General features: G+C 40.1%; 7 protein-coding genes. 4 read left to right on the top strand and 3 right to left on the bottom strand.

Annotation, left to right across the window (positions count from 1 at the left end):
• Positions 1–61 precede the first annotated feature (61 nt).
• Positions 62–2,023, bottom strand: coding sequence for an ATP-binding response regulator (locus PI95_RS30395; RefSeq protein WP_052325206.1), 1,962 nt, complete (start codon positions 2,021–2,023; stop codon positions 62–64).
• A 13-nt stretch (positions 2,024–2,036) separates the two neighbouring features.
• Positions 2,037–7,991, bottom strand: a complete 5,955-nt coding sequence (locus PI95_RS30390) for a hybrid sensor histidine kinase/response regulator (protein ID WP_039747488.1) — start codon at positions 7,989–7,991, stop codon at positions 2,037–2,039.
• A 347-nt stretch (positions 7,992–8,338) separates the two neighbouring features.
• Between PI95_RS30390 and PI95_RS30385 the strand changes: the two genes are divergently transcribed.
• Positions 8,339–11,617 carry a non-ribosomal peptide synthetase gene (locus PI95_RS30385; RefSeq protein ID WP_052325205.1) on the top strand — a complete coding sequence of 1,093 codons (3,279 nt, stop codon included), beginning with the start codon at positions 8,339–8,341 and terminating at the stop codon, positions 11,615–11,617.
• Here PI95_RS30385 and PI95_RS30380 read toward each other — a convergent pair.
• The gene (locus tag PI95_RS30380; protein ID WP_236117260.1) at positions 11,614–12,732 is read right to left on the bottom strand and encodes an alpha/beta fold hydrolase; all 1,119 of its coding nucleotides are present in this window, start codon (positions 12,730–12,732) and stop codon (positions 11,614–11,616) included. The genes PI95_RS30385 and PI95_RS30380 overlap by 4 nt on opposite strands.
• A gap of 284 nt (positions 12,733–13,016) precedes the next feature.
• On the opposite strand from PI95_RS30380, the gene PI95_RS30375 reads away from it, so the two are divergent.
• The 3 genes from PI95_RS30375 (at position 13,017) to PI95_RS37060 (ending at position 18,367) form a co-directional block, all read left to right on the top strand.
• The gene (locus tag PI95_RS30375) at positions 13,017–17,699 is read left to right on the top strand and encodes a non-ribosomal peptide synthetase (RefSeq protein ID WP_039747485.1); all 4,683 of its coding nucleotides are present in this window, start codon (positions 13,017–13,019) and stop codon (positions 17,697–17,699) included.
• A gap of 188 nt (positions 17,700–17,887) precedes the next feature.
• Positions 17,888–18,085 carry a hypothetical protein gene (locus PI95_RS30370; RefSeq protein WP_039747484.1) on the top strand — a complete coding sequence of 66 codons (198 nt, stop codon included), beginning with the start codon at positions 17,888–17,890 and terminating at the stop codon, positions 18,083–18,085.
• Between the two features lie 159 nt (positions 18,086–18,244).
• The gene (locus PI95_RS37060) at positions 18,245–18,367 is read left to right on the top strand and encodes a hypothetical protein (RefSeq protein WP_268896845.1); all 123 of its coding nucleotides are present in this window, start codon (positions 18,245–18,247) and stop codon (positions 18,365–18,367) included.
• Positions 18,368–18,420: the final 53 nt, after the last annotated feature.

The following is an 18,420-nucleotide window of genomic DNA, read 5'->3' as shown; positions in this document are numbered from 1 at the left end:
CCCTGCCCCCTGCCCCCTGCCCCCTGCCCCCTTAATGATAAGTTTTTAACCAGACATAATTTTAGTTGGGTATTAATTTCGGAGGCTGGGTACGAGGCACATTTTCGTGTTCCTTCAGCTTTAATCGCTGTAAAGTTTGCAATAATTCCTTTGTAGTGTAGGGTTTAGAAAGAAATGCTTTGACTTGAGCAACCCCCATGAGTTTGTTACTGGCTACCAAACCGCTGACAGCAATAATCAAGACTTGGGAATTCATTTTTTGCAATGCGCGAATGGTGAGCGCTCCGTCCATCGACGGCATCATCATATCCACCAAGACCACACTAATTTTATCTTTGTGCTGGGCATACTGCGCGATCGCCTCAATTCCATCGCTGGCTGTCAACACTTTATAATTGTACGTTTCTAACGAGATTTTGGTCGTCTCTAAAATTGGGGCTTCGTCATCGACAACCAGAATTAATTCTCCGTTTCCTTTTGGTAGTTCGAGGTTTTCTGCAAGTGACGTTGCTGTTGCCTGCACTGCTGGCAAGAACACTTTAAATTCAGTTCCTCTGCCAACGTTGCTGGATACCTTGACAAAACCATTATGACTTGTTATAATGCCCCTCACGGTTGAAAGACCTAAACCTGTACCTTTGCCAAACTCTTTAGTGGTGAAAAACGGCTCGAATATTCTATCCAATATTTCTGGGGACATGCCGATGCCTGTATCTGTAACAGCGATCGCAATGTAGGGACCAACACTTGCCTCAAGATTCATGCGGACATACTGTTCATCAATGAAGACATTTTCCGCAGAGATATTCAAAGTCCCCCCGTCGGGCATGGCATCGCGAGCGTTGACGACTAAATTCATCAGCACCTGATGCAAATGTGTGGCATCGGCAACGACAGCCCAAAGGTCTGACTTGATATTTGTAGAAAATTCAATCGATTTAGGAAATGTCTGTTGGACAATCTGCTTAATTTCTGAGAACAGATCGTTTATTTGCACAATCGTGCGCTCGTCTTCAACTCCCTGTGCAAACTGTAGCACTTGCTTGACCAAAGCCGCTCCGCGTTTAGCGTTAGTTTCTATAATCTTAAACATCTGCTGACTTTGCTCATCAATATGAGAGAGTTTTAGCGGTAACAGTTGCGCTGCCGCCAGAATTGGAGTCAAAATATTGTTTAGGTCATGTGCAATGCCGCCAGCAAGCGTGCCAATGCTCTCCAGTCGCTGCGCTCGGAGAAACTGCGCTTCGAGTTGTTTTTTCTCTGTAATGTCGGTGTTGACCGTAAGAATCGATTTAGGTTGGTCATTTTGATCGCGCATCAAAGTCCAGCGGCTAGCAACAATTATTTCCTTGCCTTCTTTGGTCACTTGATGCAACTCACCCTGCCAGGAACCACCAATAGGTAAACTTTCTTGGAGGTTTTGGAGTTGAGATTGAGTTTCCAGCGGATACAGAAGTTGATTAGCTTTCTTGCCAATTGCTTCTATTGCCTTCCATCCATACAAATGTTCAGCTCCTTTGTTCCAAAAACAGATTTGGTTGTCGAAGTCTGTAACCAAAATTGCATCTGTGGTGATATCAAGCAAAGCAGCTTGTTCGCGGATTTGCAGATTTTGCTCTTGGAGTGTTTTAGTTAGGTTCCGCAGCCGAAGATGAAGTTCGATACGGGCTAAAACCTCTTCATGCTGAAGCGGTTTGGTGATATAATCGACTGCACCAAGATTCAAGCCTTTGACCTTATCGACTGTTTCGGAAAGTGCGGTCATGAAAATGACGGGAATATCTTTTGTTAACTGATTGTCTTTCAGACGGCGGCACGTTTCAAAACCGTCTATTCCCGGCATGAGTATGTCCAACAAAATCAAGTCGGGTGGAGCATATTCCGCTCTGGCGATCGCACTTTCGCCATCTTCTGCAACCAACACTGTAAATCGAGCATCGGCTAAAAAATCGAACAATATCTCTAAATTTGTCGGAGTATCATCAACGATTAAAATGACACCTTTCTCAGTTAAATTACTCATAAAAATCTCTTAATTAATATTGTTTGAGAAACTCCAAGATTTGTTTCCCTTTAAAACCTTTAGCAAGTTGGCGCAAATGAGTGGCAAACGGTATCCATCGTTCATCCAACTCCTCTAATTTTATCGCTCGTTGTGTAATACCTCTTAAGTCTCCCCTCATCGCTAAATCAAGCAAGACTGCTAGTTCCTCTGCTGGTGGAGCCACAAATGAGTCCTGAGTGCGTGGGGGACTGCTGAGTTCTTCCCTGCTTTTTTGCTCCTCATAAACCCATTCCAGCCCCAAGTGAATTTGTAATTTTTCTAAAAGCTCTGCTTCCCGGATTGGTTTGGGGATAAAATCATCGCAACCAACTTCTCGACTTTGCTTTTGATCGAAATCAAAAACGCTAGCCGAGGCAGCAATCACCACCACTTCCTTCAGGTCTGGTAACATTCTGAGGCGACGGGTAGCTTCAAAACCGTCCATCACGGTCATTACCAAGTCCATAAAAATGACATCGGGCTTAAATTCATGCGCTTTATTAAGAGCGTCTAAGCCATCTGTTGCTTCTGCGACTTCAAACCCTAAAGGCTCTAGTAGATTCAGCAAAACCGAACGATTTGCCCATTTGTCGTCTACCACCAAAACTTTCCGTTTGCAGCCAAGAAAACCAATGATGTGACGGCGATCGACGCTTTTCACATTAATCTCTTGCAAAACCTCAGGTAAATCCAACTCTAGCCAAAAAACGCTTCCTTTCCCTAAAGTACTCTTCACCATCAATTCCCCACCCATGAGCTGAACTAATTGACGGCTAATTGCCAATCCCAATCCTGTTCCTTCAATCTTCCGACTACGCTCACCCACCTGCTGGAATGGCAAAAATATTTCTTTCAATTGCTCTTGTGCAATGCCAATACCCGTATCTTCCACTTGAAACCGAAGTTTCTCCTTTTGATAGCCCACTTTAAAAGTTATACATCCTTTTTCTGTAAACTTAACCGCATTGCTAAGTAAATTAATCAAGACTTGACGCAAGCGTTTTTCATCTGCTCGAATGACTTTTGGTAGTGGAGAAAACGTTTTGTAAATTAAGGAAATTCCCTTTTGTTGGGCACGAATGCGGCAAATATCAGCAATACTCTCAATAAATTCCGGAAAAACAAACTCTTTTGTATCAAGTTCCATTCTCCGAGCTTCGATTTTGGAGAGGTCTAAAATATCGTTAATCAGTGTCAGTAAGTGTTCTCCACACTGATGGATAATGTTAATACCATTCTTTTGCTGAGAAGTTAAATTTTTATCTTTATTAAAAATTTGCGTATAACCCAAAATACCATTGAGCGGGGTGCGGAATTCATGGCTCATATTAGCGAGGAATTCGCTCTTGGCACGGTTGGCTTGTTTTGCTGCTTCTTCTGCTCGCTGCCGTTCTTTAATTTCCTGTTGTAATTGTAAATTTTTCTCTTGTAACTCCAACGTTCGCTCTTCGACTTTTGCACTGAGCGTTTGATTGTACTCCTCTAAATCATTATAGAGACGCGCATTTTCAATCGATATTGCTGCTTGAGAGGATAAAAGTTGTAAAACTTCCAATCGCTCTGGTGTAAATGCACCAGCGGTCAAGTTATTTTCTAAATAAAGAATGCCAATAAGTTTACCTTGATTAACAATTGGCGTACACAAAATAGATTTTGGTTTAGTGTTGATGATATAGCTATCTGTGGTAAATACTCCCTGATGGGTAGCGTCGTTTAGTAGGATATTTTCCTGAGTACTTCGCACATAATTAATCAGAGATATTGGTAGCTGCTGACTAGATTCTATAGGTGTTGATTGCTGCACCGTTATATCATGCCCAACACTTCCGGAAGCTTCTATGAATAACTGCCCTGCTTTTTCTAAAAGTAAAAATCCTGTTTCTGCTCCAGCATTTGCCAAAACAATTTGCATCAATTTAGCCAGCAATTTGTCTAGAACCATTTCCCCAGAAAGGGCAAGAGATGCTTTCAAAACTGCGGCTAAATCCAGAAAAGCGGGACTATTTATAGTTGTAGTTCTAATAGTCTGACTTATCTCTACTTTGGTTTTTCCCTTGGATATCTGAGATAAGATATGAGGATATCTTGCTTCTAAATCTTTGACTTTTGCCGTCGCTCCCCAGCGAATATATCCATAGTAAGCATCAGTCAAATAAGTTTGAGCTACCTTTTCTCTGCCAGACTCAAAATAAAACTTTGCTGCCAGTTCATTGCAGAGCGCTTCTTCTTGGATGTATCCCTGGTTTTTAGATCGAGCGTTCGCTCGATCATAAAATTCCATTGCTTGCCAATATTGACTTAATACTCGCGCTTTTTCTGCCTCCACAAGCTCGTATTTGTGCTGAAAATTCATTGGAGCATGTTCTGCCCATTTCTGCATCTTTTCCTGGTTATTAATTACCCTACTTAAAAGGTGTTCTTGTTGTGAATGTGACGCTGATGGATATATCGCTAGTTGTGCTAAAGAATCGTAGAAATGGAAGACTTGTACAACAAGAAACGCTTTTACCCCATCTAAATACTGAGAACCATAAGCAGCATTTTCCCATGCTTGCTGGTACTCTCCAAACAAATAACAGAGAATAAGTTTGTTTAAATAAAAATAGTGGAGTCCAGTTCTATCATTGGCTTTTCTCAGAAGCGGTAATGATTTCTCCTCGTTGTATACTTCACCCAGCAAACAGCACGCATTTTCAGAGAATTTCAGCAAGTTAAGAACTGACTGCTGAAATATTTGATTCCAACTCAAAGCGTTTTCTTGCTTGAGTTGAGCCAGGGAATTACTAATTGTTGCCATTTCTCGTTCAAGGCTTGTCAGTTCCTCACCGATGAAATATGAATATTGGCATTTTTGCATAGCGGCATAGCCACCATATTCAAAATGTCCGTTTTCCAGTCCACTTTCATATCCATATTGTAAAAGTGGCAAAGTTTCCCTAACATGAACTTTCCCATGAATCGTACACGCCGCTGCTACAAAGAATACACTTGTCTTAATTTCTAAAACGTTGTATCGTTCTAGCAAACTTAAAGCCAACTTACCAAATTTATAAGCCGAATCAATGTCCTGAATTACCCCGTTTAAAATCACACCATAACAAACATAACCGTATGCAGAGAAAGGAGCATTTCCATATTTAATAGATAAATTAACATGTTCGCAAACAACCAACGGAAATAGTGCAGGTGCAGCTTGAAAGGTAGGAGAACCCATACTTGTTAGCATACGTATGGCTGCTAGCTTATCTACCTCTGTCATTAACGGTAAATTAATTAAATCTTCTATACTCTTCCCAGTCAAATTTATTGCTGTTTGCGAGAGTGTTTGTTCGATATCCAAGTCCGTTGGCAATGGGAACCTCACCCCCAAAAGTTCCAACGCTTCTAACCCAATCTTAACCGCTTCGAGTTGCTTGACTTGCGCCATGCAAGCTTGAATTTTCACCTCATAGACTTTCATTTTGTCAATAAAGGTTTTTGCCTGTTGCAGGACAACCGTTGCCCATTTCTCCATCTGCTCAAAATCGCCGTTCAGGTACGCTGTTTCCACTGCTAATTCATAGAGTGCCAGCGTGATTTCGTACTGTTCCTCCCAGCTATTTGCTGTCAATAAGCCCAAACCCACCTTTAAATAGCGGATAGCAGACTCATACGCTGTCGCTGCTTTCGCCTTCTGACCTGCTATAAGATTAAGTTCAGCCAGTTCATATTTTTCTGACTCTAAGGTGAGTAAGTCGGTGCCGTAATTAAGTTGATTAACCAAAGCAAAAATATTTTCTTTTCGTTCTTCAAGGGTAGTCTTTTGTAGAAGCAATTGACCGATTTTTAAGTGAGTTTCTTTTTTCTGAGAATCTGCAATCAAAGAATAAGCCGCTTGCTGCACGCGGTCATGTAGAAACTTGTAGGCAATTGGAAATTGATGATTTATTTCCCATTCCCCGACTAAAGGTATTTTGTAAGATTCATCTAAGGGTAGAACTAAACCTGCTTGCAAAGATTCCCACAAATCTACTGCTGTTTGTGACAAATATGTTTGATTCACAATACTCAAAATATCTAAGGAAAATTTATCCCCAATACAAGCAGCTAACTTTAAGACATTTTGCGTCGTCGGTGACAGCTTCTGAATCTGATTGACCATTAATTCAACAACATTGTCAGTGATATCAATGTCTTTCAGCAACTCGATATCCCACTGCCAACAATGTTGACTGAAGTTAAATGACAACAGATTTTCCTGATAAAGAGATTTGAGCAGTTGAGTTAAAAAGAAAGGATTTCCTTGAGTTTTGTTAAACAGTAACTTAGCTAGTGGCTGTGACTTTTGTTGGTCAGTGCGTAGGGTATCGCTTACCAATTGGTTGACATGAGTGATATGTAAAGGTTGCAGGACAATATTGTTGATAACCGCATTCGTTTTTTGAATTTCCTCCAAAGTCAACATCAACGGATGAGTCGCACTAACTTCGTTATCTCGATACACTCCAATCAGCAACAAATATTGGCTATCTAGGTCACAAGCAAGCAGTTGAATCAACTTTAGAGAAGCTGAATCTGTCCACTGTAAGTCATCCAAAAAAAGTACCAGCGGATGTTCGGGTTGACAAAATACATGAATGAATTGTTGAAACACCCGATTAAATCGGTTTTGGGATTCAGTTGCTGCCAATTGCGGAACCGCAGGCTGAGAACCAATAATTCGTTCAACTTCCGGAATTACATCAATAATCACCTGACCATTGGAACCTACAGCTTTTAAAAGTTTTGCTTTCCAAACTGCTACTTTTTCAGCGCTTTCTGTTAACAACTGCCGAATCAATTCTTGAAAAGCTTGAATTATAGAAGCATAAGGAATATTCCGCTTAAATTGGTCAAACTTACCAGAAATAAAATAACCCCGCTGACGGACGATGGGTTTATGAATTTCATTTACCAAGGAGGATTTACCAATACCTGAGTAACCACTCACCAAAATTATCTCGGTTGCCCCAAGACTAACTCGGTCAAAGGCATTTATTAGGCTTGCAACTTCTTTTTCACGACCATAAAGTTTTTGGGGAATGATAAATTGACTGTATGAATCCAGTTGACCAACAATGAAATCTTCAATTGTCCCAGTCGCTTGCAGTTTTCTTAGACATTCTTCCAAGTCTGCTTTTAGTCCCAAGGCACTTTGATATCTCTGTTCAGCAGTCTTAGCTAATAATTTCATGACAATATCAGAAACTGCTTGAGGAATTTCTGACTTGACTTCTTTCGGTGGAACTGGTGTTTTAGCAATATGGCAGTGAACTAATTCCAAAGGTTCAGTAGCTTGAAAGGGTAGCTGTCCCGTTAGCATTTCATAAAAGGTGACACCTAAGGAGTAAAAGTCAGTTCGGTAGTCAATTGTTCGATTCATCCTCCCAGTTTGTTCTGGTGACATATAAGCAAGGGTGCCTTCCAGCAAATTGAGATTGCTGACAGTCTGATTTTCTCTTGACAGGTACGATGAAATACTAAAGTCTATAATTTCAACTTGATTATTTTTCGCGTTTATCAGGATATTTTGGGGTTTAATATCTTTATGAATAATATTGTTTTGATGTATTTGAGCAAGCGTTGAAGACAATTGAATACCAATTTGCAAAAAATTGCTGAAATCCAATTTTTGCGCGGTAATAAAATTTTTCAGGGGTTCTCCCCCGAAATCTGATAATATTAGCAAAAGACTATTATGATAGCTTTCTAAAGCTAAGGGTTTAACAATTCCTTCTATCTCTAAAGATTGAAGTATTTGATATTCATGTCTTAATCGGGTAAGCTGTTCTATAGTCGGATACTCAGCTTTAATAGTTTTAATAATCACCGAGGTTTGCTCTAGTTCCCTCGTAGCACGGTAAACACAGGTAGTAGTACCGTCACAAATGACTTCGATGAGGTTGTAACCGGCAATGGTGATACTCATTTTGGTTTTATCGCGTCTGTAAGGTGAAGATGCTGTTAGCTGATGATTTACGCATCTATCTTAAGTTAGATGTTTGTTGAAATTAGGAAATATCATCAACTTAATTAATAATTATTAATTCATAATTCATAATTAAAAAAAGTTTGTACCCGGTGCTTCCTATAAGCATTCCTGTAAAGCGTGGGGTTTAAATCCCTTCTAGTACATGCGGGCGCGAATTATAAACAAGCGCATGAATTTTTAATTGTTTACATATATATTAGATTAGCCATACACTCAATTAGGTAGTTGGAAGTTAAATTGGGTAACTCATATGCTGAAAGCATAGCTCAAAAAGTTTGTACGTTATGTCTTCTGAAGAGGTCTTCGTCTTTCCTGCATCTTTTGCCCAACAGCGGTTGTGGTTCATCGACCAATTGATCCCCGGTAATGCTATTTATAATGTGCCAACAGTCATTCGCTTGACAGGGAGGCTTAATTTAGCAGCACTGAAGCAGACTTTTAATGAAATCGTGCGCCGTCATGAAACTTTACGCACCACATTTATAGTATTAGATGGGCAACCCCTGCAAGCGATCGCTCCCAGCTTAACAATACCTTTTTCTATATTAGACCTTCAACAATTGCCAAGCGATGAACGCGAAATTGAAGCAAAGTGCATTATTAACGCAGAGATAGAACGTCCTTTCGATTTGTCTACTGGTCCGTTGCTGCGAGTGACGCTGCTACAGCTTTGGGAAACAGAACATATTCTATTACTGAATATGCACCACATTATCTGCGACGATTGGTCTATTGGAGTGCTGATTCGCGAATTGGGAACGCTGTACGCAGCTTTTGCACAAAACCAGGCTTCACTGTTAGAACTGCCTCTTCAATATGCCGATTTTGCTCACTGGCAGCGCGAATGGTTGCAAGGAGAAGTGTTGTCAACTCAGTTAACTTATTGGCGTCAGCAATTAAACGGCATTTCGATACTACATCTGCCTATTGACAAAGCGCGATCGCCTATACAAAGCTATCAAGGTGCAACGCAATTTCTAGAGTTACCGAAAAACCTAACTGATGCACTAGAAAAGCTTTCGCAGCAAGAAGGTGTCACCTTATTTATGACGCTGCTGGCAGCATTTCAAATTTTACTTCATCGCTACACACATCAAGAAGATATCGCGGTAGGTTCGCCAATTGCTAACCGTAACCGCAGCGAAATCGAAGGATTAATTGGCTTTTTTGTCAATAGTTTGGTGCTACGTACCGACTTAAGTGGAAACCCGACTTTCCGCGAACTGCTATCTAGAGTACGGGAAGTAACACTAGGAGCATACAGTCATCAAGATTTGCCTTTTGAAAAGCTAGTAGAAGAACTGCATCCAGAGCGAAACTTGAGCCAGCACCCGCTATTTCAAGTAGTGTTCGGTTTTCAGAATGCGCCAATGTCAGCGCTAGAAATGCCTGGTTTAGTGCCTAGCTTTATAAATATTGACTTGAAGAAAACACGCTTTGATTTAGAGTTACATCTGTGGAAGTGTTCCGAAGATTTTAGAAGTTTATGGGGTGCAAAATGGGAGCATTCTGAGGGTATTAGAGGTGTAATGGTTTACAGCACAGATTTGTTTAATAAAGCCACTATTACTCGGATGCTGGAAGATTTTCAAACGCTGTTATCAGGCATTGTTGCTAATCCAGATCGACGCATCGCTCATTTACCGCTATTAAACGAAGAAAAGCTCTATAAAGTATTAGTCGAATGGAATAATACTCAAGTTGATTATCCTCAAGATAAGTGTATCCATCAGTTGTTTGAAAATCAGGTGAAGCAGCATCCTGATTCGATAGCAATAATCTTTGAGAACGTAGAGACGCGATATATCGCGTCTCTGACATATGGAGAGTTGAATATCCGCAGCAATCAACTAGCACAGCATTTACAAAAAATCGGGGTAAAATCTGAAGTTTTAGTAGGCATTTGCATTTCACAGTCACCAGAAATGATAATCGGGTTGTTGGGGATTCTGAAAGCGGGGGGAACATATGTTCCTTTAGATCCTAGCTATCCCCAAGAGCGTTTAAATTTCATGCTGGAAGATGCACAAATTTCAGTATTGCTAACACAAGAAAAGTTGCTCAAGCATTTTCAAAGCTTCTCAAATCCAATTATTTGCATAGATAAAAACTGGGAAATTATTGCCCAAAAAAGCGCAGAAAACCCGAAAAACAGCGTAAGCAGTGATAATTTAGCTTATGTAATCTATACTTCTGGCTCAACAGGAAAGCCTAAAGGAGTAGCTGTAACTCACAAAGCTGTAAATCGATTGGTGTGCAATACAAACTATATAAAATTACAACCTACTGATAAAATTGCTCAAGCCTCGAATACTTCCTTTGATGCAGCGACATTCGAGATTTGGGGAGCGCTACTTAATGGTGCCCAACTTGTAGGAATTAGCAAAGATGTCATCTTTTCACCTCATGAATTTGCATTACAACTACGACAAAAAGGTATCAGCGTTCTGTTTTTGACTACTGCTTTATTTCAACAAATTGCCAGAGATGTTCCGCAAGCTTTCGCGACCTTGCGATATTTACTATTTGGGGGTGAAACTGTTGATATTAGATGGGTTAAAAAGATTCTCAAAAATGGTTCGCCAAAACACTTAATTCATGTTTATGGTCCTACAGAAAGTACTACATTTTCTGCTTATTACAGGGTGGAAAACGTACCAGAATCAGCTACATCTATTCCCATTGGTTGCCCGATTGCAAATACACAAATTTATTTACTAGATGCTAATTTACAACCTGTGCCAATTGGGGTTGTTGGTGAATTGTATATTGGTGGTGATGGACTTGCGCGAGAATATTTAAATCGTCCTGAGTTAACAGAAACCCAGTTTCTTGAAGAAACCGGGTTTCTCAGAGTGCGACTTTACAAAACAGGTGATTTAGCTTGCTATTTACCAGATGGCAATATTGAATTTTTAGGTCGCATTGACAATCAAGTTAAAATTCGCGGCTTCCGCATTGAGTTGGGAGAAATAGAAGCGGTGCTGAGTCAACATCCAGCGGTGAGAGAAACAGTAGTTATTGCTGCTGAGGAAATAGCTGGCGATAAACAGTTGGTGGCTTATATTGTTGCCAACCAAGAACAGATACCGACGCAATCAGCGCAAAAACTTGCGTTATTACTTCGTCAATTTTTGAAAGAAAAGTTACCAGAATACATGGTGCCGAAAGCCTATGTATTACTCGAATCTTTACCGCTAACACCTAATGGCAAAGTGGATCGTCGTGCCTTAAAAGCACCTGATATTACTTTTGATAAACCAGATTATGTGGCACCACGGACGCAGGTTGAAGATTTACTTGTGGAAATTTGGGCTAAAATTTTAGGAAAAGAACAAGTAGGTATCCACGACAATTTCTTTGAATTGGGTGGTCATTCTTTATTAGCTACTCAGTTAGTTTCTCGAATCCGGGACACGTTTAAAATAGATTTACCTGTACGCAATTTGTTTGAAGCACCGACTGTTGAACAACTTGCTAAGTACATTGAAACAACATCTTGGGCAGCTTCATTAGATAAAGCTGATATTATAAGTCAGGAGCGAGAAGAAGTTGAATTTTAAGGAAAAACGCTTGAGTTCGAGTAACCAGCACAAAATGCGCTGACAGCTTCGGAAAAACGCTGGTTTTGCTCCATCAATGCCATATGTCCACCGCGTTTAATGCTGACTAATTCAGAAGAAGGTAATTCAGCTTTCATGCGATCGCTCGCAACAGGTTTAGTGGCTATATCTGAAGCACCGCAGACAACCAATACCGGAACATTAACCGTAGGCAAAGTCATTGTTTCATCATATTTCAACATTGCCAATGTGCCGCGAGCCAAAACATTAGGGGAACCCAATGCTGATAATAAACCAGCAAAATTTAGTTGACCGCGTGTTTCTGTACCCGTAAATCCAGATAGCTCTACACTGATATACAGCGAACCATTAAGATATGAGAGCCAAGTCATCAACCACAAAATCGGTGACAGCAAAATGGTGACGTACAACAAAGGTTCGAGCAACGGCTTCTGTAATTTACGTACCAAATTACTAAAAATACAAGTTTTTACCGGATTGGTGTAAGTAGTATCCACAAGAATTAAGCCAGCTACCCGACTCCCCAAAAGCTCAGGAAACAGCCGACAGAAGGTTAGTGTAATCATACCACCCATACTGTGTCCTAGCAGGAAAACAGGCTTATCCCCGGCTATAGCGATAACGGCTTCTAAATCACGGGCATATTTTTCTATTGAGTAATCATTGTTTTTCGGTCTGGAGGATTTTCCTAACCCTGGTAAATCCCATATTATTAGTCGGAAGCGATCGCTCAATTGTCGCTTGGCATAATACCATACAGTACTGTTCGGTCCCCAACCGTGTGACATAATAATCGGTTGACCATCCTCAGGACCAAAAAACTCTACTTGCAGTACACTACCATCCGGTCTTGGCAAGCGCTGCACAGTTTTGCTACGCATAAACTTAGGTTCATCAGTTCCAGGACGCCGCAAAAGTGGCAAACTAATAAAACGACCGCCAATAGACCACAAAACCATTACTAATCCAGCCACCAAATAGAAAGTTCCCACAACTTCTCGTTCGTACCACTCATAAAGAATGTAGATTCCCCCACCAAGTACCCCAATCGACAGCAGTTGAACCAGCCATACAAACAGGAAATTGACGGGCATAAATATCATGAGCTTAAACCTTGCGATACCTTGTAAACTGCATTACCTTTGTGCTTCAACACCATACTTCAAAAAATCCAAATTATGCAATCTCTCAAATGTTCTATATTCTCAATCCAAAGAATGATTTTTATCATGTTCTAAGTGTGGTACAAATGCTGAGTTAATCAAAAAGTACAAAAACTCTCTTAAACTCTTATTCCTTCTCTGCGTCCTCTGTGCCTCTGCGGTTCGTATTTTAGTCCTAAAGCAGTAACTAACAACTCTTGCCAAGGAGTATAATTTTGAAAATAGTTGAATTTCTATCTTATCTTCGCAGCTTAGATATTCAGGTTTTTCTCGAACAAGAAAAATTGCGTTGTAACGCACCTGAAAAAACTCTAACACCAGAACTGCGTGCCGAAATTCAACAACATAAAGCAGAAATTATTCAATTTTTAAAAGCAGCTAATCGTACTACCAACTATACTTCCACACCCCTCAAACCTATTTTGCGGTCAGGAAATCTTCCCCTCTCCTTTGCTCAACAACGATTGTGGTTTCTTGACCAATTAACACCTAACAATCCTTTCTATAACGTTCCGGCAGCACTGCATTTAAAAGGTTCGCTCAATTCAATCGCATTAGAGCAAACTTTTAACGAAATAGTGCAGCGTCATGAAGCTTTACGCACCAGTTTTGTTATGGTGCAAGGGCAACCAGTTCAGAGAATTAATCCCACATTAAAAATATCCTTACCAATAATAGATTTGCGGCAACTGCCACAAGCCGAACGTGAAATACAAGCACGACAACTTACTACCCAAGAAGCTCAACGTCCTTTCAATTTATCAACTGATTCGTTGCTACGAGTAACACTTTTGCAGTTAGATGAAACAGAACATATTCTATTATTGAATATGCACCACATTGTCTCTGATGGTTGGTCTATCGGGGTACTGATTGGTGAAATAGCAGCACTCTACACAGCCTTTAGCAGCGGTCAGCCTTCTTTTTTGCCGAAACTAGCCATCCAATATGCAGACTTTGCCCAATGGCAGCGCGAATTACTGCAAGGGGAAGTGTTAGAAACTCAGTTAGCTTACTGGCAGAAGCAATTAAATGGCATTTCCATGCTAAATCTGCCTACTGACACAAGACCAGCAGTTCAAACTTATCAGGGTGCAAGGCAACTTCTGCAACTACCAAAAAGCTTGAGCGAAGCGCTAGAAACTCTATCGCAGCAAGAAGAAGTGACTTTGTTCATGACTTTGCTGGCAGCATTCAAAATTTTACTTTACCGCTACACCCAGCAAGAAGATATTGCTGTGGGTTCAGCGATCGCCAACCGCAACCGTAGTGAAATTGAACCATTAATTGGCTTTTTTGTCAATAGTTTAGTGCTGCGTACCGACTTAAGTGGAAACCCAACTTTTCGAGAGTTATTAAGTCGAGTCAAAGAGGTAGCTTTGGGTGCTTATGCTCATCAAGATTTGCCTTTTGAAAAGCTGGTAGAAGAACTGCATCCAGAGCGTGACTTAAATCAAAATCCGTTATTTCAAGTGGTATTTGCGCTTCAAAATGCGCCTATGTCTGCGTTAGAACTACCTAATTTAATACTTAGTCCTTTAGAATTTGATACTCAGACAACGCGCTTTGATTTAGAATTTCATTTGTGGGAGCGAGAACCAAACAATCAATTATGGGTAGATAGCTCGAAAGGAATCAGCGGTTTTGTAATTTACAGAACTGATTTATTTGATGAAGCTACTATTACCCGGATGCTTGGACATTTCCAAATATTGCTGGAAGGTATAGTTGCAAATCCCGAAGAGCGAATTGCAAATTTACCACTTTTAAGTCAAATTGAGCAACATCAGTTGTTAATTGAATGGAACAATACTCAAGTAGATTATCCTCCAGATAGATGCATTCATCAATTATTTGGAAATAGAGCAGAGCAAACTCCTGATTCTACAGCATTGGTATTTGGAGATAAGCAACTCAGCTACAAAGAATTAAATCTACGCAGCAACCAACTTGCACATTATCTGAAAAAATTGGGTGTTCAAGCCGAAGTTTTAGTAGGACTTTGTGTAGAACGCTCTTTTGATATGATAATCGGGATGTTGGGCATTTTGAAAGCGGGTGGAGCTTATGTACCTTTAGATCCAACTTATCCGCATGAGCGTTGTAATTTGATGTTTGAAGATGCTCAAGTACCAATTTTATTAACTCACGAGCGATGGATTGAAAAGCTGGAAAATCACAATTCACACGTAATCTGTTTAGATAAAGATTGGGAAATTATTGCTGAAGAAATTGAAGATAATCTTCCCAGTCAAGTTACAGTAGGAAACTTAGCTTATGTAATTTATACCTCTGGCTCAACTGGAAAGCCTAAAGGAGTACAAATTGAACATAGGGGATTGTTAAATTTAGTTTTTTGGCATCAAAAAGCGTTTGCAGTTTCACACCTTGACCGAGTAACGCAGATAGCTGGGGTTGCTTTTGACGCTTGTGTTTGGGAAATTTTGCCGTATCTTAGTGCTGGAGCAAGCATATATTTTGTAGATGATGAAATTAGGTTAAATCCTGAGCATCTACGAGATTGGCTAATATCAAAAGCGATAACAATTTGCTTTCTCCCAACACCTTTGGCAGAAAAAGTTCTCAGATTAGATTTTCCGAATAACGCAGCTTTACGAATATTGCTTACAGGTGGTGACAAACTACATCAATATCCTTTAGCTGACCATATTTTCCAAGTAGTTAATAACTATGGACCGACTGAAAATACAGTTGTGACAACTTCCGGGAATGTTAAGAATAAAGACAATATAACACCTACAATTGGTCGTCCCATTGACAACACACAAGTTTATATACTTGATAAACATTTACAACTCGTACCTATTGGTGTACCAGGTGAGTTGTACATAAGTGGTGATGGGTTAGCACGAGGCTATTTAAACCTTTCTGATTTAACTGTTGAAAAATTCATTTCTCATCCTTTTAACCACGAGTCAAAAGCACGGCTTTATAAAACAGGTGATTTAGTTCGCTATCAATTAGATGGTAAAATTGAATTTTTAAATCGCGAGGATGAACAGGTAAAAATTCGTGGCTATCGCATTGAGTTAGGAGAAATTGAAGCGGTGCTGAGTCAACATGCAGCAGTGCAGCAAACTGTTGTGATGACTTCTGAGGATGCAGGTGAGAAACGTTTAGTAGCTTATGTTGTGCTAAATAGTGAATATAGCAACGAGCAGGAAAATATACAATTAATGCAATTGCAGGATGAACAAATTTCGCAATGGCAGATGCTTTATAACGACACTTATAATCAACCTGCTAGCGATCGCGATCCAACATTCAATTTTATCGGCTGGAATAGTAGTTACACAAATCAGCCTATTCCAGCAGAACAAATACGCGAATGGGTGAATAACCAAGTAGCGCAAATTCTAACTTTACAACCTAAGCGAGTTCTAGAAATTGGTTGTGGAACAGGTTTATTACTCTTCAGAATTGCCCCGCACTGTACTAAGTATTATGCAACGGACTTTTCCACGATTTCACTTAACTACATCCAACAGCAGTTGGCAAAGCAAGAAATGCCGCAAGTAACGTTGCACCAAAAGATGGCAACTGACTTTGAGGGAATAGAAGCTACTTTTGATGCGGTGATTCTCAATTCTGTGGTGCAATATTTTCCTAATATTGATTATCTTATTCGCGTATTAGAAGGTGCTGTTCAGGCAACTGTACCGGGTGGCTTTATCTTTATAGGAGATGTGCGGAATCTGCAACTTTTACAAGCTTTCCACGCATCTGTGCAACTGTATCAAGCAGAACCTTCCCTCACCCGCGAACAGTTGCAGCAACGGGTACAAATGCAAATTTTTCAAGAAACAGAGTTAGTCATCGAGCCAGCTTTTTTTAATGCATTAAAGCAGCGTTTTCCCCAAATTAGCCATGTAGAAATTCAACTGAACCGAGGACGCGAATGCAATGAATTAACTCAGTTTCGTTACAATGCAATTCTGCATATTGGCAGCGAAACTGTTAATAATACTAAGGATTATTCAGTATTAGACTGGTCTGAAAATAACTTAACACTCTCAGCAGTGCGTCAGCTATTGATTGAAAACCAACCAGATATTTTAGCTATTACCAATGTACCTAATGCGCGAGTGATAACAGCAGTTAAAACAGCAGAATGGCTATCAGGTGTAGAAGATTTTAAAACAGCGGGAGTAATGCGCTCATCTTTGCAAGAACTCGAAAATTTAGGAGTAGATCCAGAAGATTTTTATATGGATGTACCCTACAGCGTTAATATTAGCTGGTCAGATTCGAGTAGTGAAGGACGCTACGATGTAGTTTTTGTACAGCAAGAAGCAATAAATAAAAGAATTATTTTTTCACCCAGCACTGACTTGCGTCCGTGGCGAAGTTACGCTAATAATCCTTTACAATCTTCTTCAGCACGTAAGTTAGTACCGCAGTTGCAAACTTATTTAGCACAAAAGCTGCCTGAGTACATGATACCATCTAGTTTTGTGATGCTGGAATCTTTACCTCTAACAGCTAATGGCAAAGTAAATCGCCGTGCTTTAAGAGTACCTTTGATTAAGTCAGAATTTTGTTATGTCGCACCTCGGACTTTGGTTGAAGAAGTGTTGGTGAAAATTTTTGCTGAGGTTTTGGGACTCAAGCACGTAGGAATTCATGACAATTTCTTTGAATTAGGTGGTCATTCGTTATTAGCAACTCAGCTTGTCTCTAGAGTGCGTGACAGCTTTGGGTTGGAGTTACCTTTGCGTAGCGTATTTGAGGCATCGACAATTGCAGAATTATCTAAGGTGGTGGAAAGCTTTAAACTCATCAATGCTGAAAATCAAGCCCCAGCTTTAGTACCACTATCGCGTGAGAGTCGCAGGATGAAGTTATCTTCCCTAAACAAATCGTCTGAAACTAGCTGAAAAATTAGATGGCGATGCCTTCGGCAAGCCGCAGAGCGGCAACGCTTTATTAAAAAGGTAGGCGAGAATAAAATTATATAAAGAAACATAAAGCATTTAAAAGAAACTCGTAGTACGCGCTCATAACGCACTAATTGCTTGTTACAAACCTTTAATTATTTACGGCGACTTACTTAAAGGAAAAAACTATGAATGACTCATCATTCGTTATCTTTATTGTCTTTGGAACTATATGGATTTTAATGGGAATCGCAGGGGTAATAGCTATCTTGAAAATGGATGGGCAAGAAATTAGGTTTGGCAAAATAGGACTCATTGTTGCTATCCCAATTGTCATCCCAATTATCATTACCCTTACATACGCGGCAATTAAGGGCACATTTTGAATAATCAAACGAGTTGGATTGTTTTTGACCGCGATCGCATAACTCTTGCGCTCTTGTGCTTCTGCTGCTTCATTTTAACGCAAAAGCCGCAAAAACCGTATTTGTAAGTGTTTGCCCTTATTCGTAGCAACTACAGCAGGCTTTTGTTGACTTGTGAGGATGGCACAACTCGAATGGGCAATTTATGCGATCGCAGCGAAAGTTGAAAATCTCATCTCACACTTCGGTTCAGTTGCAGCCCCTACACTAAAACGCCGACATTACCGGACAGCCTTGTATTAAAGATCCTCAAAACTCCACGACTATTTCAGCTATATGGCTGTCCGGTTTTGTCT

Source organism: Hassallia byssoidea VB512170, from assembly GCF_000817785.2.
GTDB classification, from domain to species: Bacteria; Cyanobacteriota; Cyanobacteriia; order Cyanobacteriales; family Nostocaceae; genus Hassallia; species Hassallia carrinoi.
Note: the sequence above shows the minus strand (reverse complement) of the source record. Positions and strands in the feature narration are given on the sequence as shown.